Annotated in this window: 17 protein-coding genes; 8 read left to right on the forward strand and 9 right to left on the reverse strand. The window is 56.0% G+C overall.

Annotation, left to right across the window (positions count from 1 at the left end; all coding sequences use genetic code 11):
• Positions 1-98 precede the first annotated feature (98 nt).
• Positions 99-725, reverse strand: coding sequence for an isochorismate family cysteine hydrolase YcaC (gene ycaC / locus OC597_RS14415; RefSeq protein ID WP_012005442.1), 627 nt, complete (start codon positions 723-725; stop codon positions 99-101).
• Positions 726-861: 136 nt separating this feature from the next.
• Positions 862-1,743: a pirin family protein gene (locus OC597_RS14420; protein ID WP_261251647.1), complete on the reverse strand. Its 882-nt coding sequence runs from the start codon at positions 1,741-1,743 to the stop codon at positions 862-864.
• A 126-nt stretch (positions 1,744-1,869) separates the two neighbouring features.
• Between OC597_RS14420 and OC597_RS14425 the strand changes: the two genes are divergently transcribed.
• Entirely contained in the window at positions 1,870-2,778 is a 909-nt protein-coding gene (locus OC597_RS14425; protein ID WP_262209226.1) for a LysR family transcriptional regulator, read from the forward strand.
• On the opposite strand, the gene OC597_RS14430 is transcribed toward OC597_RS14425, so the two are convergent.
• Complete coding sequence (locus tag OC597_RS14430) at positions 2,779-3,162, reverse strand: VOC family protein (RefSeq protein ID WP_261251645.1); 384 nt, start codon at positions 3,160-3,162, stop codon at positions 2,779-2,781.
• A 1-nt stretch (position 3,163) separates the two neighbouring features.
• Positions 3,164-3,946: a DeoR/GlpR family DNA-binding transcription regulator gene (locus tag OC597_RS14435; protein ID WP_262209227.1), complete on the reverse strand. Its 783-nt coding sequence runs from the start codon at positions 3,944-3,946 to the stop codon at positions 3,164-3,166.
• Positions 3,947-4,086: 140 nt separating this feature from the next.
• Here OC597_RS14435 and OC597_RS14440 point away from each other — a divergent pair, with 140 nt between their 5' ends.
• The gene (locus OC597_RS14440; protein ID WP_262209228.1) at positions 4,087-4,776 is read left to right on the forward strand and encodes a ZIP family metal transporter; all 690 of its coding nucleotides are present in this window, start codon (positions 4,087-4,089) and stop codon (positions 4,774-4,776) included.
• Between the two features lie 105 nt (positions 4,777-4,881).
• Entirely contained in the window at positions 4,882-5,499 is a 618-nt protein-coding gene (locus tag OC597_RS14445) for a hypothetical protein (RefSeq protein ID WP_261283725.1), read from the forward strand.
• Positions 5,500-5,508: 9 nt separating this feature from the next.
• Here the strand turns inward: OC597_RS14445 and OC597_RS14450 are convergent, their stop codons facing one another.
• From OC597_RS14450 to pagP, 3 genes are all read right to left on the reverse strand, one after another.
• Positions 5,509-5,772, reverse strand: coding sequence for a putative hemolysin (locus OC597_RS14450; RefSeq protein ID WP_085115377.1), 264 nt, complete (start codon positions 5,770-5,772; stop codon positions 5,509-5,511).
• 57 nt (positions 5,773-5,829) lie between these two features.
• Complete coding sequence (locus tag OC597_RS14455) at positions 5,830-6,315, reverse strand: YjjA family protein (RefSeq protein WP_262209230.1); 486 nt, start codon at positions 6,313-6,315, stop codon at positions 5,830-5,832.
• Positions 6,316-6,562: 247 nt separating this feature from the next.
• Entirely contained in the window at positions 6,563-7,156 is a 594-nt protein-coding gene (gene pagP, locus OC597_RS14460; protein ID WP_261251641.1) for a lipid IV(A) palmitoyltransferase PagP, read from the reverse strand.
• Positions 7,157-7,956: 800 nt separating this feature from the next.
• Here pagP and OC597_RS14465 point away from each other — a divergent pair.
• Positions 7,957-9,633 (forward strand): alpha-keto acid decarboxylase family protein, encoded by a 1,677-nt coding sequence (locus OC597_RS14465; RefSeq protein WP_261425518.1) that lies wholly within the window; start codon positions 7,957-7,959, stop codon positions 9,631-9,633.
• Positions 9,634-9,654: 21 nt separating this feature from the next.
• Here the strand turns inward: OC597_RS14465 and OC597_RS14470 are convergent, their stop codons facing one another.
• Positions 9,655-10,563, reverse strand: coding sequence for a LysR family transcriptional regulator (locus tag OC597_RS14470; protein WP_261251639.1), 909 nt, complete (start codon positions 10,561-10,563; stop codon positions 9,655-9,657).
• Positions 10,564-10,633: 70 nt separating this feature from the next.
• Here OC597_RS14470 and OC597_RS14475 point away from each other — a divergent pair, with 70 nt between their 5' ends.
• Entirely contained in the window at positions 10,634-11,488 is an 855-nt protein-coding gene (locus tag OC597_RS14475) for an alpha/beta fold hydrolase (RefSeq protein ID WP_410071715.1), read from the forward strand.
• Between the two features lie 15 nt (positions 11,489-11,503).
• The gene (locus OC597_RS14480) at positions 11,504-12,112 is read left to right on the forward strand and encodes a glutathione S-transferase (protein ID WP_316044867.1); all 609 of its coding nucleotides are present in this window, start codon (positions 11,504-11,506) and stop codon (positions 12,110-12,112) included.
• On the opposite strand, the gene OC597_RS14485 is transcribed toward OC597_RS14480, so the two are convergent.
• Positions 12,109-13,224, reverse strand: a complete 1,116-nt coding sequence (locus OC597_RS14485; RefSeq protein WP_262209234.1) for a DUF1615 domain-containing protein — start codon at positions 13,222-13,224, stop codon at positions 12,109-12,111. The two genes, OC597_RS14480 and OC597_RS14485, sit on opposite strands and share 4 nt — an antisense overlap.
• A gap of 132 nt (positions 13,225-13,356) precedes the next feature.
• Here OC597_RS14485 and OC597_RS14490 point away from each other — a divergent pair, with 132 nt between their 5' ends.
• Complete coding sequence (locus OC597_RS14490; RefSeq protein WP_262209236.1) at positions 13,357-13,827, forward strand: GNAT family N-acetyltransferase; 471 nt, start codon at positions 13,357-13,359, stop codon at positions 13,825-13,827.
• A gap of 122 nt (positions 13,828-13,949) precedes the next feature.
• Complete coding sequence (gene tehB / locus OC597_RS14495; RefSeq protein WP_262209237.1) at positions 13,950-14,810, forward strand: SAM-dependent methyltransferase TehB; 861 nt, start codon at positions 13,950-13,952, stop codon at positions 14,808-14,810.
• The last annotated feature ends 89 nt before the right edge of the window (positions 14,811-14,899 follow it).

The following is a 14,899-nucleotide window of genomic DNA, read 5'->3' on the forward strand; positions in this document are numbered from 1 at the left end:
ACAGATGGATTTATCTACTAATATTTTTCAGTCAGCTAATATCTCTCAGTCTGGATAAAATCAAGTGGAGCACAGCCAGCAGCTGCGCTCCAGAGACATTACTTGCCGCTGGTCAGCGTGCTGTAACTGGTCATCAAGTTACGGTAATCAGGGATATGGTTGGCAAACAGTGCACCCAGCCCTTCGACGTCATTGCGCCAGTCGCGATGCAGTTCGCAGGCGACGCCGAACCAGGTCATCAGCTGTGCGCCTTCGGCTTCCATGCGGCTCCAGGCGGATTGGCGCGTCAGTTCATTAAAGGTGCCGGAGGCGTCGGTGACTACAAACACCTCAAAACCTTCGCTGAGGGCAGACAGCGCCGGGAAGGCTACGCACACCTCGGTGACCACCCCGGCGATAATCAGCTGTTTACGCCCGGTCGCTTTCACTGCCTTGACGAAGTCATCGTTGTCCCAGGCATTAATCTGTCCAGGACGAGGAATAAAAGGCGCATCGGGAAATTGAGCTTTTAGCTCCGGTACCAGCGGGCCGTTAGGGCCGTCTTCAAAACTGGTGGTCAGAATGGTCGGCAGGTTGAAATACTTCGCTAAATCACCCAGTGCCAGTACGTTATTTTTAAAACGATCGGGATCGATATCTCGTACCAGTGAAAGCAGCCCTGCCTGATGATCCACCAGCAATACGGCGGCCTGATCCTTGTCGAGGCGTTTGTAATTTGCAGTCATGGTTTACTCCTGTGGGGTTTTGATTGTTGCGGTTAAAAGTGCCCTTGGCCGTTAGGCCAGAGCGCTGAGGTTGTCTTAAAGTGTAGAACCGGATCCGGCATTGTTTTACCGGATCGGTTCTCGGGTGTGGATTGGCTTAGCCGACGTCGTGCTCTGCCGCCATGCTGCCGAACTTGCCACCGTTGAAGTCATGGAAAGCCTGCTGAATTTCCGCGTTGCTGTTCATAACGAACGGACCATGACCAACGATCGGCTCGTCGATCGGCTCGCCGCTCAGTACCAGCAAGCTGACGTCGTTGTTGGCTTCGATGGTGATAGAATCCCCCGCGCGGTCAAACCTGACCATTTGGGTTTCACGCACCACTTCCTCACCGTTAACATGAATAGCCCCGTGCAGCATCACCAGCGCCAGCGTATGGCCTTCTTCCACCGTCAACGTGGTGGTGTGACCGGCGTTCAGCTTCATGTCCCAGACATTGAGCGGGCTGAAGGTACGTGCCGGGCCGGCTGCATCGCCGAAACTACCGGCAATCACCCGAACCTGTCCTGCGCCGTCTGCCAGTGGAACCACCGGGATATCCGCATTCAACAGCGTCTGGTAACCCGGCTCAGCCATTTTGTCCTTGGCCGGCAGATTCACCCACAGCTGGACCATTTCCATGGTGCCGCCATTGCGCGAGAAATCCCGGGAATGGAACTCTTCGTGCAAAATACCTGAGGCGGCGGTCATCCACTGCACATCACCAGGGCCAATCACCCCGCCGCTGCCGGTGGAGTCGCGGTGCTCGACTTCCCCTTGGTAGACGATGGTCACCGTTTCAAACCCGCGATGCGGGTGCTGGCCAACGCCACGGGTGCCAGAAGCAGAGCGGAACTTGGTTGGCGCCGCATGATCCAACAGCAGGAACGGGCTCATTTCCGCCCCCAGATCGTTATAGGAGAACAGCGAATTCACCAGGAAGCCGTTGCCGACCCAGTGGGCTTCAGGGCTGTTGTAAATACCGAGGATCTTTTTCATCTTGAACTCCTGTTTCAGGTCTCACGACCTTAGGTTGATGCCAGAAGTTTAATCCAACGCCATTTGCTGCAGTAGTAGGCAAGATGTACACTCAGCGTTCTATTTATGGAACGATAAGGACAGGCGATGTTCACCGATTTGAACGATCTGTTTTATTTCGCCAGCGTGGTCGATCACCAGGGATTCGCCCCCGCCAGTCGTGCGCTGGGCATCCCGAAGTCCAAACTGAGCCGCCGCGTGGCGCTGTTGGAAGAACGCCTGGGTGTGCGCCTGATCCAGCGCTCTACGCGGCGTTTCTCCGTCACTGACGTCGGTCAGAACTACTATGCACACTGTAAGGCGATGCTGGTGGAAGCCGATGCGGCACAGCAGGCGATCGAACAAACCCGCGCCGAACCTTGCGGCACGGTACGCATGTCCTGTCCGGTGGCGATCTTGCATACCCGGGTCGGCAGTATGGTGGCGACCTTTATGGCCGATTACCCGAAAGTCACGGTGCATCTGGATGCCACCAACCGCCGGGTAGATGTGGTGGGTGAAGGGTTGGATCTGGCGATCCGCGTGCGGCCGCCGCCGCTGGAAGACAGCGATCTGGTGCTGAAGATCCTGGCGCAACGTACCTGGTGCGTCGCGGCCAGCCCGGCACTGGTGCGCACCCTCGGCCCAGTGCAACGGCCAGAGGATCTGCATAAATACCCCACGCTCGATCTTGGGCCGGCACGTGCGCAGCACCTGTGGCAATTGACCGGGCCGGACGGTGAAAAAGTGGAGTGGGAACATACGCCACGGCTGGTGACTGACGATATGCTGATGCTGCGTACTGCCGCGATTGCCGGTGCCGGTATTGTGCAACTGCCCTCGATGATGATGCGCGATGACATGCTGCGTGGGGAACTGGTGCAACTGTTACCCGACTGGCAGCCACAGGGCGGCGTGGTGCACGCGGTTTACCCGTCACGCCGTGGGTTACTGCCGGCGGTGCGGCTGCTGCTCGACTATCTGGCGCAGCAGTTCGCCATCATTGAAGAAGAGTGATCAGCCGGTGATTTCGATGGCATTGCCGTCAGGATCACGGATTATCGCTTCGTAAAAACCATCGCCGGTCCAGCGCGGCGACGCCTGCAGGATCCCCTCCTGCTGCGCGCGCTGCGCTAATTGATCGACAAGGCCCTCGTCGCCTAATGACAGCGCAATGTGCGCCCAACCCACACGTTCTTCGGCCTGATCCGCCGGCAACAACGCCGGCAAGCCCATGATCTCCAGCGTCGGGCCGCTAGCCAGGCTGACAAAACGGGAAACAAAACCCGGACGGTTCTTGCTGACGTACAATTCTCCGGCCACGCCGTTGAAGTAACGCTGCCAGAACGCCACCTGGGCATCAATATCGCGGGTCCACAGGGCAACATGGGCTATTTTCATTTCACTCTCCAATTGATGAATCGCTGTACAGCACCTTGCCACCGCTGTGGGTCACCTGCTGTTCGAGCTGTGGATGTCGGCCAGGCGGCGTCACCAAATAATCAACGCGGTTGGCAGGCAGAAAGCTGTAAGGGGCGTAGGTATTCAATTTGTCGCCGGTACAGAGCACCGCTACGTTACCGGAACGCGTCAGCAGGCGTTTCTTGAACTGGGCATCCTGGTAATGCAGCGCCGAGAAACCGCTGGCCGGGTCGTAAGCGCAGATGCCGGTGAAAGCAATGTCGAAATGGAAACCGTCAATTTCCTGCACCGCTTTGGCATCGACACAGCCGCCGATGTCGGCATCCAACTCACCGCCAATTAAAATAGTGCGGATCCCCGGCCGTTCCAGCATTTTAGCGGCGATGCTCAGCGCATTAGTCACCACCGTCAGCCGCTGGTCGGCGGGCAACAGATCGGCCAGATAAAGATGGGTGCTGCCGGCGTCGAGGAAAATCACCTGCCCCTCCTCGATTAGCGCCAGTGCGGCCAGCGCCAACGCCTGTTTCTCATCACCGCTCAAATGCAGTCGCTCCCCGATCGGCCCGGTTGCTGGCGTGGGGGCCAGCGCTCCGCCATAGATGCGTTTACACAGGTTTTGTGCCGCCAGCTGGCGCAGATCGCGTCGAATGGTCGCTTCGGTGGTATTCAGACGCTCCGCCATTTCAACCGCCAGCACTCGCCCCTGCTGCTGCAGCGTGGTAAGGATCGCCTCATGGCGTTGGTTGGGTAACAGTTTGGACATTCTACCTCTCGGTGGCGAACAAGTGATCACAAATGTACACAAACGTGCAAAAACGTACAACCCATTTATCCCTTACCGCAAATGGGCAGCACTGGACTAAACTTTGACTGGAGTGTTACATCTCAGATAAAGGAATATTGATGACTTCCGCCGTGCTTTATACGCTGTTCCCCGCCGCAGCCACCGTGGTCGGTGCCGCCGTCGCGCTTTATCGCCGTCCTGGTGATGCCACCATGCGCATCATTCACCACTTTACCGCCGGTATTGTCTTTGCCGCCGCCGCCACCGAAATTCTGCCCGACCTCAAGCAACAGTCTCCCTGGGCAGTACTGTTCGGCGGGGTCGCAGGCGTGCTGTTGATGCTTTTGGTCAGACGACTGGGGGAACGCGCCCAGGGCCCGGTAGGTTTTGTCGCCGCTGTCGGCGTGGACATTTTTATCGATGGGTTGGTGCTGGGCATCGCCTTTGCCGCCGGTGCCAAAGCCGGCCTGTTATTGACCCTGGCGCTGACGCTGGAAGTGCTGTTTCTCGGGTTGTCGATCGTCGGCGATTTACGTGATTTTCTCGGCCGACGAATAAAGGCCATGCTGGCGGTGATCGGTCTGGCACTGTTGTTGCCGCTCGGCGGCATGCTGGGTGCACCGATTGCCACGCTGGGCGCCTTCTGGCTGACGGCTTTTCTGGCTTTTGGCCTGATTGCCCTACTGTATCTGGTCACGGAGGAACTGCTGGTTGAAGCCCATGAAGGGGGGAAAGATACGCCGCTGGCCACCGCGATGTTTTTTGCCGGTTTCTTACTGCTGCTGCTGTTGGAAGAAGGGATCGGGTAAGCACGGGAATTTCATGGGACGCTCACCTCACGGCGAACGATTTGGCTATACTGAGGCAAGTCACGTTACCGCAGAACGTAACGGCTTGGGCGCTAAGGGAAAAAGATGCTGTCAAAATTAGTGAAGTGGCTGTTTCAATTGCCGGGCAGGCTGTTTGGTGGGATTTTCAGGAGTCGTCTGACGATTTTTATCTTCTTTATGCTGATTGCCGTTGGGGTGTTCAGCACCAAGCGCTATCTGCGCGCTCATCAAAATGACGATGAGTTTGTCTCGGTCACCCCCACTGATTACAACCGGGCTATCCAGCGTGAAATGCCGCTGCGCGAGGCTCGCGAACAGTGCGGAGGCCCGCTGCATGACAATGCCGGGCAACCCTGGCCCGAGTCGGCCGGTTACCTGCATCAACCAGAGCACAAAAACAGCGGTCGCTTGCAGCAACTGACACTGGACAATCAAAACAACGATTTTCCGGTGCTGGTCAAACTGGAAACGCCCGGCCAGCCGCAACAACTGGCTGAAGTGTTTATTCCCGCTGCCGGCAGTTTCAATATCAAAACCAATCCGGCCGGCGAATACGTCATGAAGATCAGAAACATCAAAAGCGGTTGTAACTTCCGCTCCAGGCCCTTCACCCTCAGCAGCCATCTGGACTGGCGACTGCCGCTCAATACGCAAACGGACGGCAGCGTGCGGCTCCAGCCAATCAGCGATCGTGAGTTTTAACCCGAGCGCTTATTTCTTCACCGGGTGGTCACGACGGAACAGTTCCCAGCTTTCAATTTCCTGGCCATTTGGCAAGGTGCAGGTGGAATACTGGCCATTGGCATTTTGTTTGGCATTCAATTTGCCGCCGATCTCGGTGCAATAAACGTCTGCCGGGTTGGCCATGCCGATCGGTTTCATCTGCGGTGGAGGTGGTGCATCGTTGGATTTCATGGTGCAGCCCTGTAGCATCGCCATCCCTGCAAGCAGGGAGACCATCAGAATTTTTTTCATTTTTTCAGCTTATACAAATTAAAAACGGCGGTGCATAAGCAACCGCCGTTTACGTTATCAGGAAATGAAAGACGCGCCCTGCTTCAGGACCAGATCACAGGCTTTTTGCTTCACTTTCTCGGTGATTTGCGAAGTGCCCAGGCTGTTCAGATCCAGGCTCTTGCCTTCGCCGGTTTTCAGCAAACCGCCCAGCCCTTGCTGGTAGTCCTGGCTTTTGGCGTTCTCAGTGCTGCTGATGCCCAATTTGCCCAACAGTTTGTCTTGCACGCCTTGAACGCCATTGGCTGACAGTACGTTGTTTTTCACACAGTACTGCAGGATACCGGCGGCATTGGTCATGCTGCTGGAGCTTAGCGCTTTATCGCCACCGTTCAGCAAGCCGGTCAGTGTGGACAGAGAGGTGCCGCCCGTGCTGTCGCCGGACTTGCTCAGCTCACCGGCTGCGCTACTCAGGGAATCCATCAATCCGGCAGCCTGAGCCGCCCCACAGGTCATAGCGGTAGTCAATGTCAGCGCCAACAGTAAACGATGCTTGGTGTTCATGGGGTAAAACTCCTGTTTATCTTGCCATCCCTGCCTGTTTCCTCTTGCTCTGCGGCGGGAGAAATCAGGTGGGCATATCGTGTGCAATAAGCGCAATGCGCTGGGTCACCTCTTCGGACGCCACCACCCGCGACAAGTTCCTTTTATCTGACAATGCAGTGATTTTTTCAGAATTCAGGTAGTTTTCTGGCTGGAAAATGCGCGACAGAAAGAGTTGGGGATGGCAGATCGAACGACCCGCCAGCGATCAGAACTGCCAGCGGAACCAGCCAAAGAACACGTTACCGTTATTGTAGGTACCGGGAATATAGGTGGCCTGGAAGGTCAGTTGCTTATAGCCGATAGAGGCCAACGGCAACGGCGCCGGGATAGGAATGTAGCTCCAGTTATCACGCGCGGTGATACTGGCGGTAAAGCCCAGGCCGAGACGGAAATCTTTGTCCTCCAGCGGCCGCCAGATCTTCTCATAAGCGTAACCGCCGATCGGCTCCCACTTATTGAATGAATCCTTGAATACCATCAGATAGAGGCCATGCCAGTCACCGTCGCTGTCGTAGCGCGAGATACCATAACCGCCGCCCCAGGGGCGCTCGTTGTACGAGTCGATTTTTTCCTGGCTGTAGGTAAGACGGTTGTGCCAGGTAATCGCCGGCACATAGAGATCTTTATTCGGTGAGTTGTTCCAGGTTTCCGCCACGTTACGGGTGAAACGCTGCCACAGGCCCGGTTTTTCAGCCTGTGTGGAGTTGCTATTTTCTGCACCAACCTCAGCGTAAGAAGGTAGTGCAGGAAATAGCAGCGCCACTGTGCAAGCCAAAATTGTCCGTTTAAAAAACATCATAAACTCCTGTAAAAAATAAGGCCGAGGATTCTTACCTATCGCCCAATCAAGATCAAGCTGTATCTTATTTATCCAGCCAATTTCCCTCCTTCGTTGTCACTTGGTTAAGTTTAGCTGCCATCAGGAGGAAAGCCGGTTTTGGGCGCACAGGCTACCCTTCCCTCAGTACAGCGTCTGTCAGAATACTCCGCAATCTGGCCGTCGGTGCAGAGGGCGCTGGCGGTTAAGTAGCATGCGGTAAAACTTCTTTCCTGCACTGGGCGTAGCGAAATCTTTACTGCCGCCCGGCAAGCTAATGTAACGGCGATCACGTTTTTGATCGGGACTGAAAAGCCGTTTTACCGGCGATCCTGCCAAGCTGAGGGTTCTGTCGCCTGGCACTGCTGTAAATATGCAGTTACAACGCTGCTGTAGGCGTCGATGCAATCAACAATGGGCAGATGGCTGGCTGCAAATGCATCCGCAGGCAAAAGTACCGGGCACTCACTCAGCGCGCCATGATCTGGCTACACAAGCCGGATTTTACATCTCTATTACATTCAACGAAAAATACCACCGCCGATAACCCCACCTTTAATGCCGATTAGTCACAACGTAAACCCGGGAATACAAACTACCCGCCCCCGATACAGCCACCTCAACTTGAACAAGCCGATAGTTTAAATAATTGTTAAAGCTAACCAGCGAATCCCTGCCTGTAAGGGGCCAGCGTTATTTCATGGTTCGCTACACAGCATCGTCGGCAATTAACTTGCTGTTCTCTGCCTGATAAAAGAAAGATAAAAAATCCGGAGAATTACATGAAAATCACCATTGGGGCTTTCATCCTGCAGCAGCTCCGCACCCTGAACATCGATCGTATTTATGGCGTACCTGGCGACTATAATTTGGCGCTACTGGAATTGATTGAACAGGATGACGGCCTTGAGTTCATCGGCAACTGCAATGAACTGAACGCATCCTATGCGGCCGACGGCTATGCACGGCTAAAAGGTGCCGGAGCGCTGATCACCACCTACGGCGTCGGCGATCTGGCCGCGCTGTCCGGTATTGCCGGTGCCTACGCCGAATCTGCCCCGGTGGTCTGCCTGTCCGGTACCCCGCCACTGCACGCGATGAAAAACCATCTGCTGCTGCACCACACGCTGGCGGACGGCAACTTTGATAACGTGATGAACTGCTTTAAACAATTCACCGTCGCCCAGGCATTAATTACACCGGAAAATGCGGCGGTGGAAATCCCCCGGGTTATTTCCCGCGCCTGGACGGAAAAGAAACCGGTTTATTTACAATTGCCTTCCGATATTTGTGATGTGGAAATTGAAGTTACTCAGGCGGTAACCCCGCCGCAATTGCCGGCCAGCGACAAATATAATGTTCAACTGGCGGCGATGGCGTTGCTGGCACGGCTCAAACAGGCGAAAAAACCGATTATTCTGGTCGATCAAATGGTGGATCGCTTTCAGCTACAGCAATTAGTGATCGACGTGGCGCATAAATTCGCCATCCCACTCACCAACATGCCGACGGCCAAATGCATTATTCCGGAAACTACGCCGGGTTGGATGGGCGGTTACAGCGGTAATCTGTCGCGCCCCGACCTGTATGAACATATGGCGCACGCCGACTGCGTGCTGAGCTTTGGGGTACGGCTGGTGGACTCCACCACCGGTTATTTCTCGCATCGCATCCCGTCCGACGCGCAAATTGATATTCAGCCGTTTTCAGTGAAGCTGGGTGACACTTCTTACCCGGCAGTAGCAACGGCAGACCTGTTGCAGGCACTGCTGGCACTGGGCGAAGGCGTGGCAAATTATCACCCGGCTCCACTGCCTGAAGCGCGCCATCGGCTGGCGACGCCGAGCGAAACCCCGATCGACCAGGCCTATTTATGGCAGCGCCTGCAACGCTTTATTCGGGCCGATGATGTCCTGGTGGTAGAGAATGGCACTTCGGGTGCAGCGATTGGCGGCATGCGGATGCCGGACGGCGTCCAGGTGGTCAATCAGCCGATCTGGGGCTCGATCGGTTATACCTTACCGGCGCTGTTGGGCACCATGATGGCCGCACCGGATCGCCGACATCTGCTGTTTATCGGCGATGGCTCCTTCCAACTGACCGCGCAGGAAGTTTCCACCCTGCTGCGATACGATCAGAAGCCGATTATCTTCCTGATTAATAACGACGGTTACACCATCGAGCGCTACATTCTCGGCGAAAACTCGTCATACAACGACATTGGGCCGTGGGACTACGCCAAACTGCCAGCGGTGCTCAACACCCAGGCGACGCCGTTCAGCGTGGCGGTAGAAACCACTCAACAGTTGGAAATTGCGCTGGAGCACGCCTCGCGGCAGGATCGGCTGGCCTTTATCGAAGTGAAGGTACCCATGATGGACACCCCGCCGGTGATGAAGGAGTTCTGCAATCGCTGTAATCACTTTAACTTCGGCCTGACCAACCCGCGTCGCGTTTAACCCCGTGGGAGCCGCCGTTGCTCAGGGAACGGCGGATGGCCCCAGTGCCTGCACCACCTGCTGTTGCAAGGTTTGCAGTAGTGGATGGTGCCGCTTGGCGCCCAGACGTAACGCATGCGCCACGCTCGGCAAGGGCAGCATGCGCTCGAAGCTGGTCTCGATCTGCACCCGTCGATCGATAGACTGCTGATTGAGCAGGCCAATGCCCATCCCGGCAGCAATAGCCGCCAACATCCCCGCCACCGACGGACACTCCACCGACACCTGGCAGGCAATACCTGCGGAGCTCAGTCGTTCTTCCGCCAGACGGCGGTAAAAACAGTCCGGCCCATAGCTGACCAGTTTCACCCTGTCTCCTGACTGATAGCGCCACCCCGGTGGCACACACCAGTGAATGCGCTCCGTTGCCAGCACAACATCTTCTGCGCTCAGCGCATCGCAAAACTGTTGATGCAGCACCAGATCCAGCGTCCCTTGATCCAGTGCGTTACGCAGCACCTGGCTTTGCTCGATGACCAATTGCACATCCACCTGCGGGTGTTGGTGGGTAAATGCCGCCAGCAAGGCCGCCAACTGCGGTAACGACATCTGCTCCGTGGCACCAAACCGCACCCTGCCCTGCAATAACGAGGGGGAGAAATGCGCCAGTGCCCGATCGTGAGCCTGCAAAATCTGCCGTCCATGCGACAACAGAGCCTCGCCATCCGGGGTGGCGGTCAATGTCATGCCCTGACGATCGACCAGTCTGCGCCCCAACTGCTCCTCCAGACGTTTGATTTTCCAACTCACCGCCGACTGGCTGAGATTGAGCTGTTGTGCCGCTCGCGTCATGCTACCGGTATCGATCACGCTCAATAGCGCTCGCAATGCATCAATGGATAAACGCTGATTCATAAACAGACCATGACAAAAATTGGATTTAAGCACCATAACTTGTCATTGGCGTCATGGAAAGGCGGTGAGTATGGTTTGTCGACAACGCGACAACCGGTGGATCATCATGAACAGCTTGGCCTCTCTGCTTAATCAGCAAGTTATTATCCAGGGTCACCGTATTGCCACTGGCATCCAGGGCGCAGGTGAACCGCTGGTATTGGTACACGGCACCCCTGCCCACTCGATCATCTGGCGAGACTTGTTACCCAGCCTGACGGCAGCAGGCTTCAGGGTTTATATCTACGATTTACTGGGCTACGGTGCATCAGAACGCCCGTTGTCGGCAGACACCTCAATTGCAGCACAGGCGGAATTACTGATCGGCCTGCTGGACCACTGGCAACTGGATTCCGCCCACGTGTTTGGTCACGATATTGGTGGCGCATTGTCACTGCGTGCAGCATTCGAGCACTCCCGACGCTTTCGCTCGCTGACCATCGCGGATATTTGCAGTTACGACTCCTGGCCTTCTCCGACCTGGCGCGGCATCCGTGATAGCTATCGCCAGTACGCGGTCATGGACGCGTCACAGCACCAGCAAACCCTGGCTCGCCAACTGAAAATGGCGGTGTTCAACAAGTCGCGGATGTCCGGAGAGCTATTGCAGCACTATCTGGCGCCGATCGTCGGTGTAGTCGGCCAGCCGGCGTTTTATCAACATCAAATCGCCCATTACGACGCCCGCTATACTGAAGACTTCGCCCAGCGCTTGCCAGAGCTCCGCCTGCCGGTGCAAATCCTCTGGGGTGAGAACGATGAGTGGCAGCCGGTAAGTTACGCCTACCGTTTGCAGGGCGACATTCCCGGTGCCAGGCTGCAGGTGATCCCACAAGCAGGACATTTTTTAATGGAAGACGCGCCGGAAACGGTAGCCAAGTGGTTGGTGACGTTTATTCATTCACTTAAATCGGGCGAATAGGCCCAGGAGAACATGATGCAATTGATTGGCATGCTGGATTCACCCTATGTGCGCCGGGTGGCAATTTGTTTGAAATTATTGGAGATCGAGTTTGAGCACCACGCCATTTCGGTGTTCCGCGGTTTTGAACAATTCAAAGCCATTAATCCGGTGGTGAAAGCCCCAACGCTGGTGCTGACCGACGATCAAATCCTGATGGACTCTTCGCTGATCCTGGAGTATGCCGCCGGCATCGCCCCTAGCGGTAAGGCTCTGCTGCCGACTCAGGGCGCTGCACGACTCTATGCTCTGCAACTGACTGGGCTGGCGCTGGCCGCCTGCGAAAAAACGGTGCAGATCGTTTATGAGCAGCAGCTACGGCCACAGGAGAAACAGCATCAGCCCTGGTTGGATCGCGTTCAGGGCCAACTGCTGGCAGCCTACGCCGAACTGGAGAAACAGTTGCTGCAAGCCCCCGCTACACCTCAGGTTACGGGCAGCTCTGAGGTCAGTGTGGCGGTGGCCTGGAGCTTCACTCAACTCATGCTACCCGGGCTGATTAGCGCCGATAACCACCCGACGCTGGCGGCATTTGCCGCTCAGGCCGAGCGGCATCCTGCGTTTATCAGTACCCCACAGGTTTAACCCGCCGAGGCGCGCGTCATACAACGTTGGCGACGCTCATCCACCCGCTTGGCAAACCAGGCGGTGGTCAGCTTACGGGTAATTTTCGGGCTTTCCAGCTGAATGCCCGGCAGCATTTCCCGTGGCAGTTTCTTGCCGGTGGATTTCTCCGCCAGGGCATAGACTCGCTCATACAGGTCGGTGTCGGCAAACTCCAGCAAATCGCCCTTCTCCAGCGCCCGGCGAATCGACGAGTTACTCATATCCAGGCGCTTGCCGAGGGTGCGCACGGCCAGTTCGGTGGTGCCCGGCTTGTCGGTGCCGTAGTTAATCACATCGCCGTCCAGCGCCAGCGGGATCCCCGTCGCCCGGCTGACTGCGCTTTGGAAAGCTGCATTACGGCTGGCGTACCACCCGGCATTAAAGTCGGCAAAGCGGTAAATCGGCTGGCTGTAGTTGGCCGGATACCCCAACAGGTGAGCGATACCGAAATACATGCCGCCACGGCGGCTGAACACTTCGCGGCGAATAGTACCGTCAATCGGGTAAGGGTAGCCTTTGGCATGAGCCTCGGCGAAGGCGATACTCACCTGCATCGGCCCGGCGGTATGTACCGGATTCAGGCTGCCAAACAGCTTCTGCCCCATCGGCACTGAATCAATCATGTCATCAAAAATATCGCTCAGGTCTTTCTCGGTGCGCACCTTATCCAGCCGCTCGCTATAGCTCTTGCCATTCGACGATTTAATCAGCAGGGCGGTGTGCACCAGGAAGTTGGGAATATGCAGTTGGTCGGCGCGGCGGTCGATCTCTTTCCAGGCGATTTTTGGCAGCCCCGGCACCGGCGGGTTGGCCTGGAAGGTCGACTCCTGCTCGGTGACGGCCAGTACCGAACACAGGTTTTGATCGCTGGGTTCAATGCCCTGCGCAGCAAAAGCAGCGGTGATATCGGTGGCCCAGCCCTGGCGATCGGCGGTGTTGGCCGGCATTAACCGCACTAACTGGGCTTTGACGTCTGCCGGACGTTGCACCGGCGCGGTAGGCGTTTTAGTGGTACAACCGGCCAACACCAGCAGCGCGGCCAGGCTCAACGGACGCAAGGTCATCGGGTTGATAAAACGGCGAATTAGCATCTTTTCCCTGATCGTTTTGGCATAAACTGCACTGACGTTAGCCCAGCCGCAGGCCGTGATCCAGTTTAAATATGCCGATCCGGTCGTTAATATCGGGCCATGAAAGGAAAATAACCGTCAAGGAACAACCCAATGATTGAACTCAGAGACATGAGCCAGCAGGAATTCGAGCGTTACTGCACTCACGCAATCGAAGAATATGCCAGGGATCTGCAGCGTTCTCTGCTGCTGAGCCAGGAACAGGCGCTGGTGGAAGCCGCAGCCACCTATAACGACTCGTTGCCCCAGGGGTTGGCGACGCCCAACCACAGGTTGGTTTGTGCCCGGCGGGTGGGAGCAGAAGAGAATATCGCCATCGTCTGGTACAACATCAAACAACGCACCTATGGTAAGCAGCTATTCGTTTATGATTTTGAAGTCGATGCCGCCTGGCGGGGCAAGGGCTACGGTGAGAAAATCCTGAGCGCGGTGTTGGACGCAGGACGGGCTGCCGGTGCGGAATATGCCGAGTTGGCGGTCTTCAACGACAACCCAACGGCAGCCAGGCTGTATACCCGGCTTGGCTTTAAAGCCGTCAACACTCGAATGCACCGTAAGCTCTAAATCACGCCTTTCATGATCGCGGGCATTTTCAATGGCCCCATAAACATGTATTTTATATGCAACATATGAAATTATTCTGTTCGCCCGCTACATGCGGCAACGCAGAACTCAAGGAGTGATTTATGAATGAGCTACTTTGTTATAAAACCCTGCCAGAATGGAACAGCACCACGCTGCCGGAGAGTTTCCAGAAAAAGCACAACACCCAGAGCGGCACCTGGGCCAAACTCAGGCTGCTGAGCGGGACATTAACTTTCGCATTGATGACCGAACAGGGCGAAACTACCGAAACCTGGCAGTTCAGCCCCGAGAGCCAACCGCCGTTTATCGAGCCGCAGCAATGGCACCGCATCGTTTCATTCTCCGATGACATGACCTGCCAACTGGCTTTCTATTGTTCACCAGAAGATTATTACCACAAGAAATACCAACTGACCCGTACCCACTCCGAAGTGATCGAGGCCGTACAACGCATCGCGCCCGGCAAAACACTGGATCTGGGCTGTGGCGGCGGACGCAACTCGCTTTATCTCAACCTGAAAGGCTTCGACGTCACCGCCTGGGACAAACACAGCCCATCGATTGATAATCTCAACGGCATCATCGATAGCGAAGGCTTGTCGCACATTCGCGCCAGTGTGCAAGACCTCAACACCCACAGCTTCAGCGGCGAATACGACTTTATCCTTTCTACCGTGGTGTTGATGTTCCTCGACCCGGCGCAAATCCCCTCGCTGGTGAAAAACATGCAAGACAGTACCGTCAACGGCGGTTACAACCTGATCGTCGCGGCGATGGATACACCGGATTACCCTTGTAGCCTGCCTTTCCCGTTCACCTTTAAACCAGGTGAGCTGAAAGAGTATTACGCCGGTTGGGAAGTGCTTAAGTACAACGAAGAGGTTGGCCAACTGCACAAAACTGACGCCGAGGGTAATCGCATTTCGCTGCGTTTCGCCACGCTGCTGGCACGCAAGCCATAGCCCCTTTTTGACCCCTGTGTAACGGGCGGCGAAATACGGCAAACAACATGAAGTTTATTACGTTGCCAACCCGCCGCTGCGGCGTTAGG

The organism is Serratia proteamaculans (assembly GCF_946227095.1).
Classification (GTDB): domain Bacteria; phylum Pseudomonadota; class Gammaproteobacteria; order Enterobacterales; family Enterobacteriaceae; genus Serratia; species Serratia proteamaculans_E.

Coding starts and splice junctions, on each gene's coding strand:
- OC597_RS14485 (WP_262209234.1), bottom strand. CDS start 13,224: ATGCTAATTCGCCGTTTTATCAACCCGATGACCTTGCGTCCGTTGAGC.
- OC597_RS14470 (WP_261251639.1), bottom strand. CDS start 10,563: ATGGTGCTTAAATCCAATTTTTGTCATGGTCTGTTTATGAATCAGCGT.
- ycaC (WP_012005442.1), bottom strand. CDS start 725: ATGACTGCAAATTACAAACGCCTCGACAAGGATCAGGCCGCCGTATTG.
- tehB (WP_262209237.1), top strand. CDS start 13,950: ATGAATGAGCTACTTTGTTATAAAACCCTGCCAGAATGGAACAGCACC.
- pagP (WP_261251641.1), bottom strand. CDS start 7,156: ATGATGTTTTTTAAACGGACAATTTTGGCTTGCACAGTGGCGCTGCTA.
- OC597_RS14475 (WP_410071715.1), top strand. CDS start 10,634: ATGAACAGCTTGGCCTCTCTGCTTAATCAGCAAGTTATTATCCAGGGT.
- OC597_RS14445 (WP_261283725.1), top strand. CDS start 4,882: ATGCTGTCAAAATTAGTGAAGTGGCTGTTTCAATTGCCGGGCAGGCTG.
- OC597_RS14480 (WP_316044867.1), top strand. CDS start 11,504: ATGCAATTGATTGGCATGCTGGATTCACCCTATGTGCGCCGGGTGGCA.
- OC597_RS14435 (WP_262209227.1), bottom strand. CDS start 3,946: ATGTCCAAACTGTTACCCAACCAACGCCATGAGGCGATCCTTACCACG.
- OC597_RS14440 (WP_262209228.1), top strand. CDS start 4,087: ATGACTTCCGCCGTGCTTTATACGCTGTTCCCCGCCGCAGCCACCGTG.
- OC597_RS14425 (WP_262209226.1), top strand. CDS start 1,870: ATGTTCACCGATTTGAACGATCTGTTTTATTTCGCCAGCGTGGTCGAT.
- OC597_RS14490 (WP_262209236.1), top strand. CDS start 13,357: ATGATTGAACTCAGAGACATGAGCCAGCAGGAATTCGAGCGTTACTGC.
- OC597_RS14430 (WP_261251645.1), bottom strand. CDS start 3,162: ATGAAAATAGCCCATGTTGCCCTGTGGACCCGCGATATTGATGCCCAG.
- OC597_RS14420 (WP_261251647.1), bottom strand. CDS start 1,743: ATGAAAAAGATCCTCGGTATTTACAACAGCCCTGAAGCCCACTGGGTC.
- OC597_RS14455 (WP_262209230.1), bottom strand. CDS start 6,315: ATGAACACCAAGCATCGTTTACTGTTGGCGCTGACATTGACTACCGCT.
- OC597_RS14450 (WP_085115377.1), bottom strand. CDS start 5,772: ATGAAAAAAATTCTGATGGTCTCCCTGCTTGCAGGGATGGCGATGCTA.
- OC597_RS14465 (WP_261425518.1), top strand. CDS start 7,957: ATGAAAATCACCATTGGGGCTTTCATCCTGCAGCAGCTCCGCACCCTG.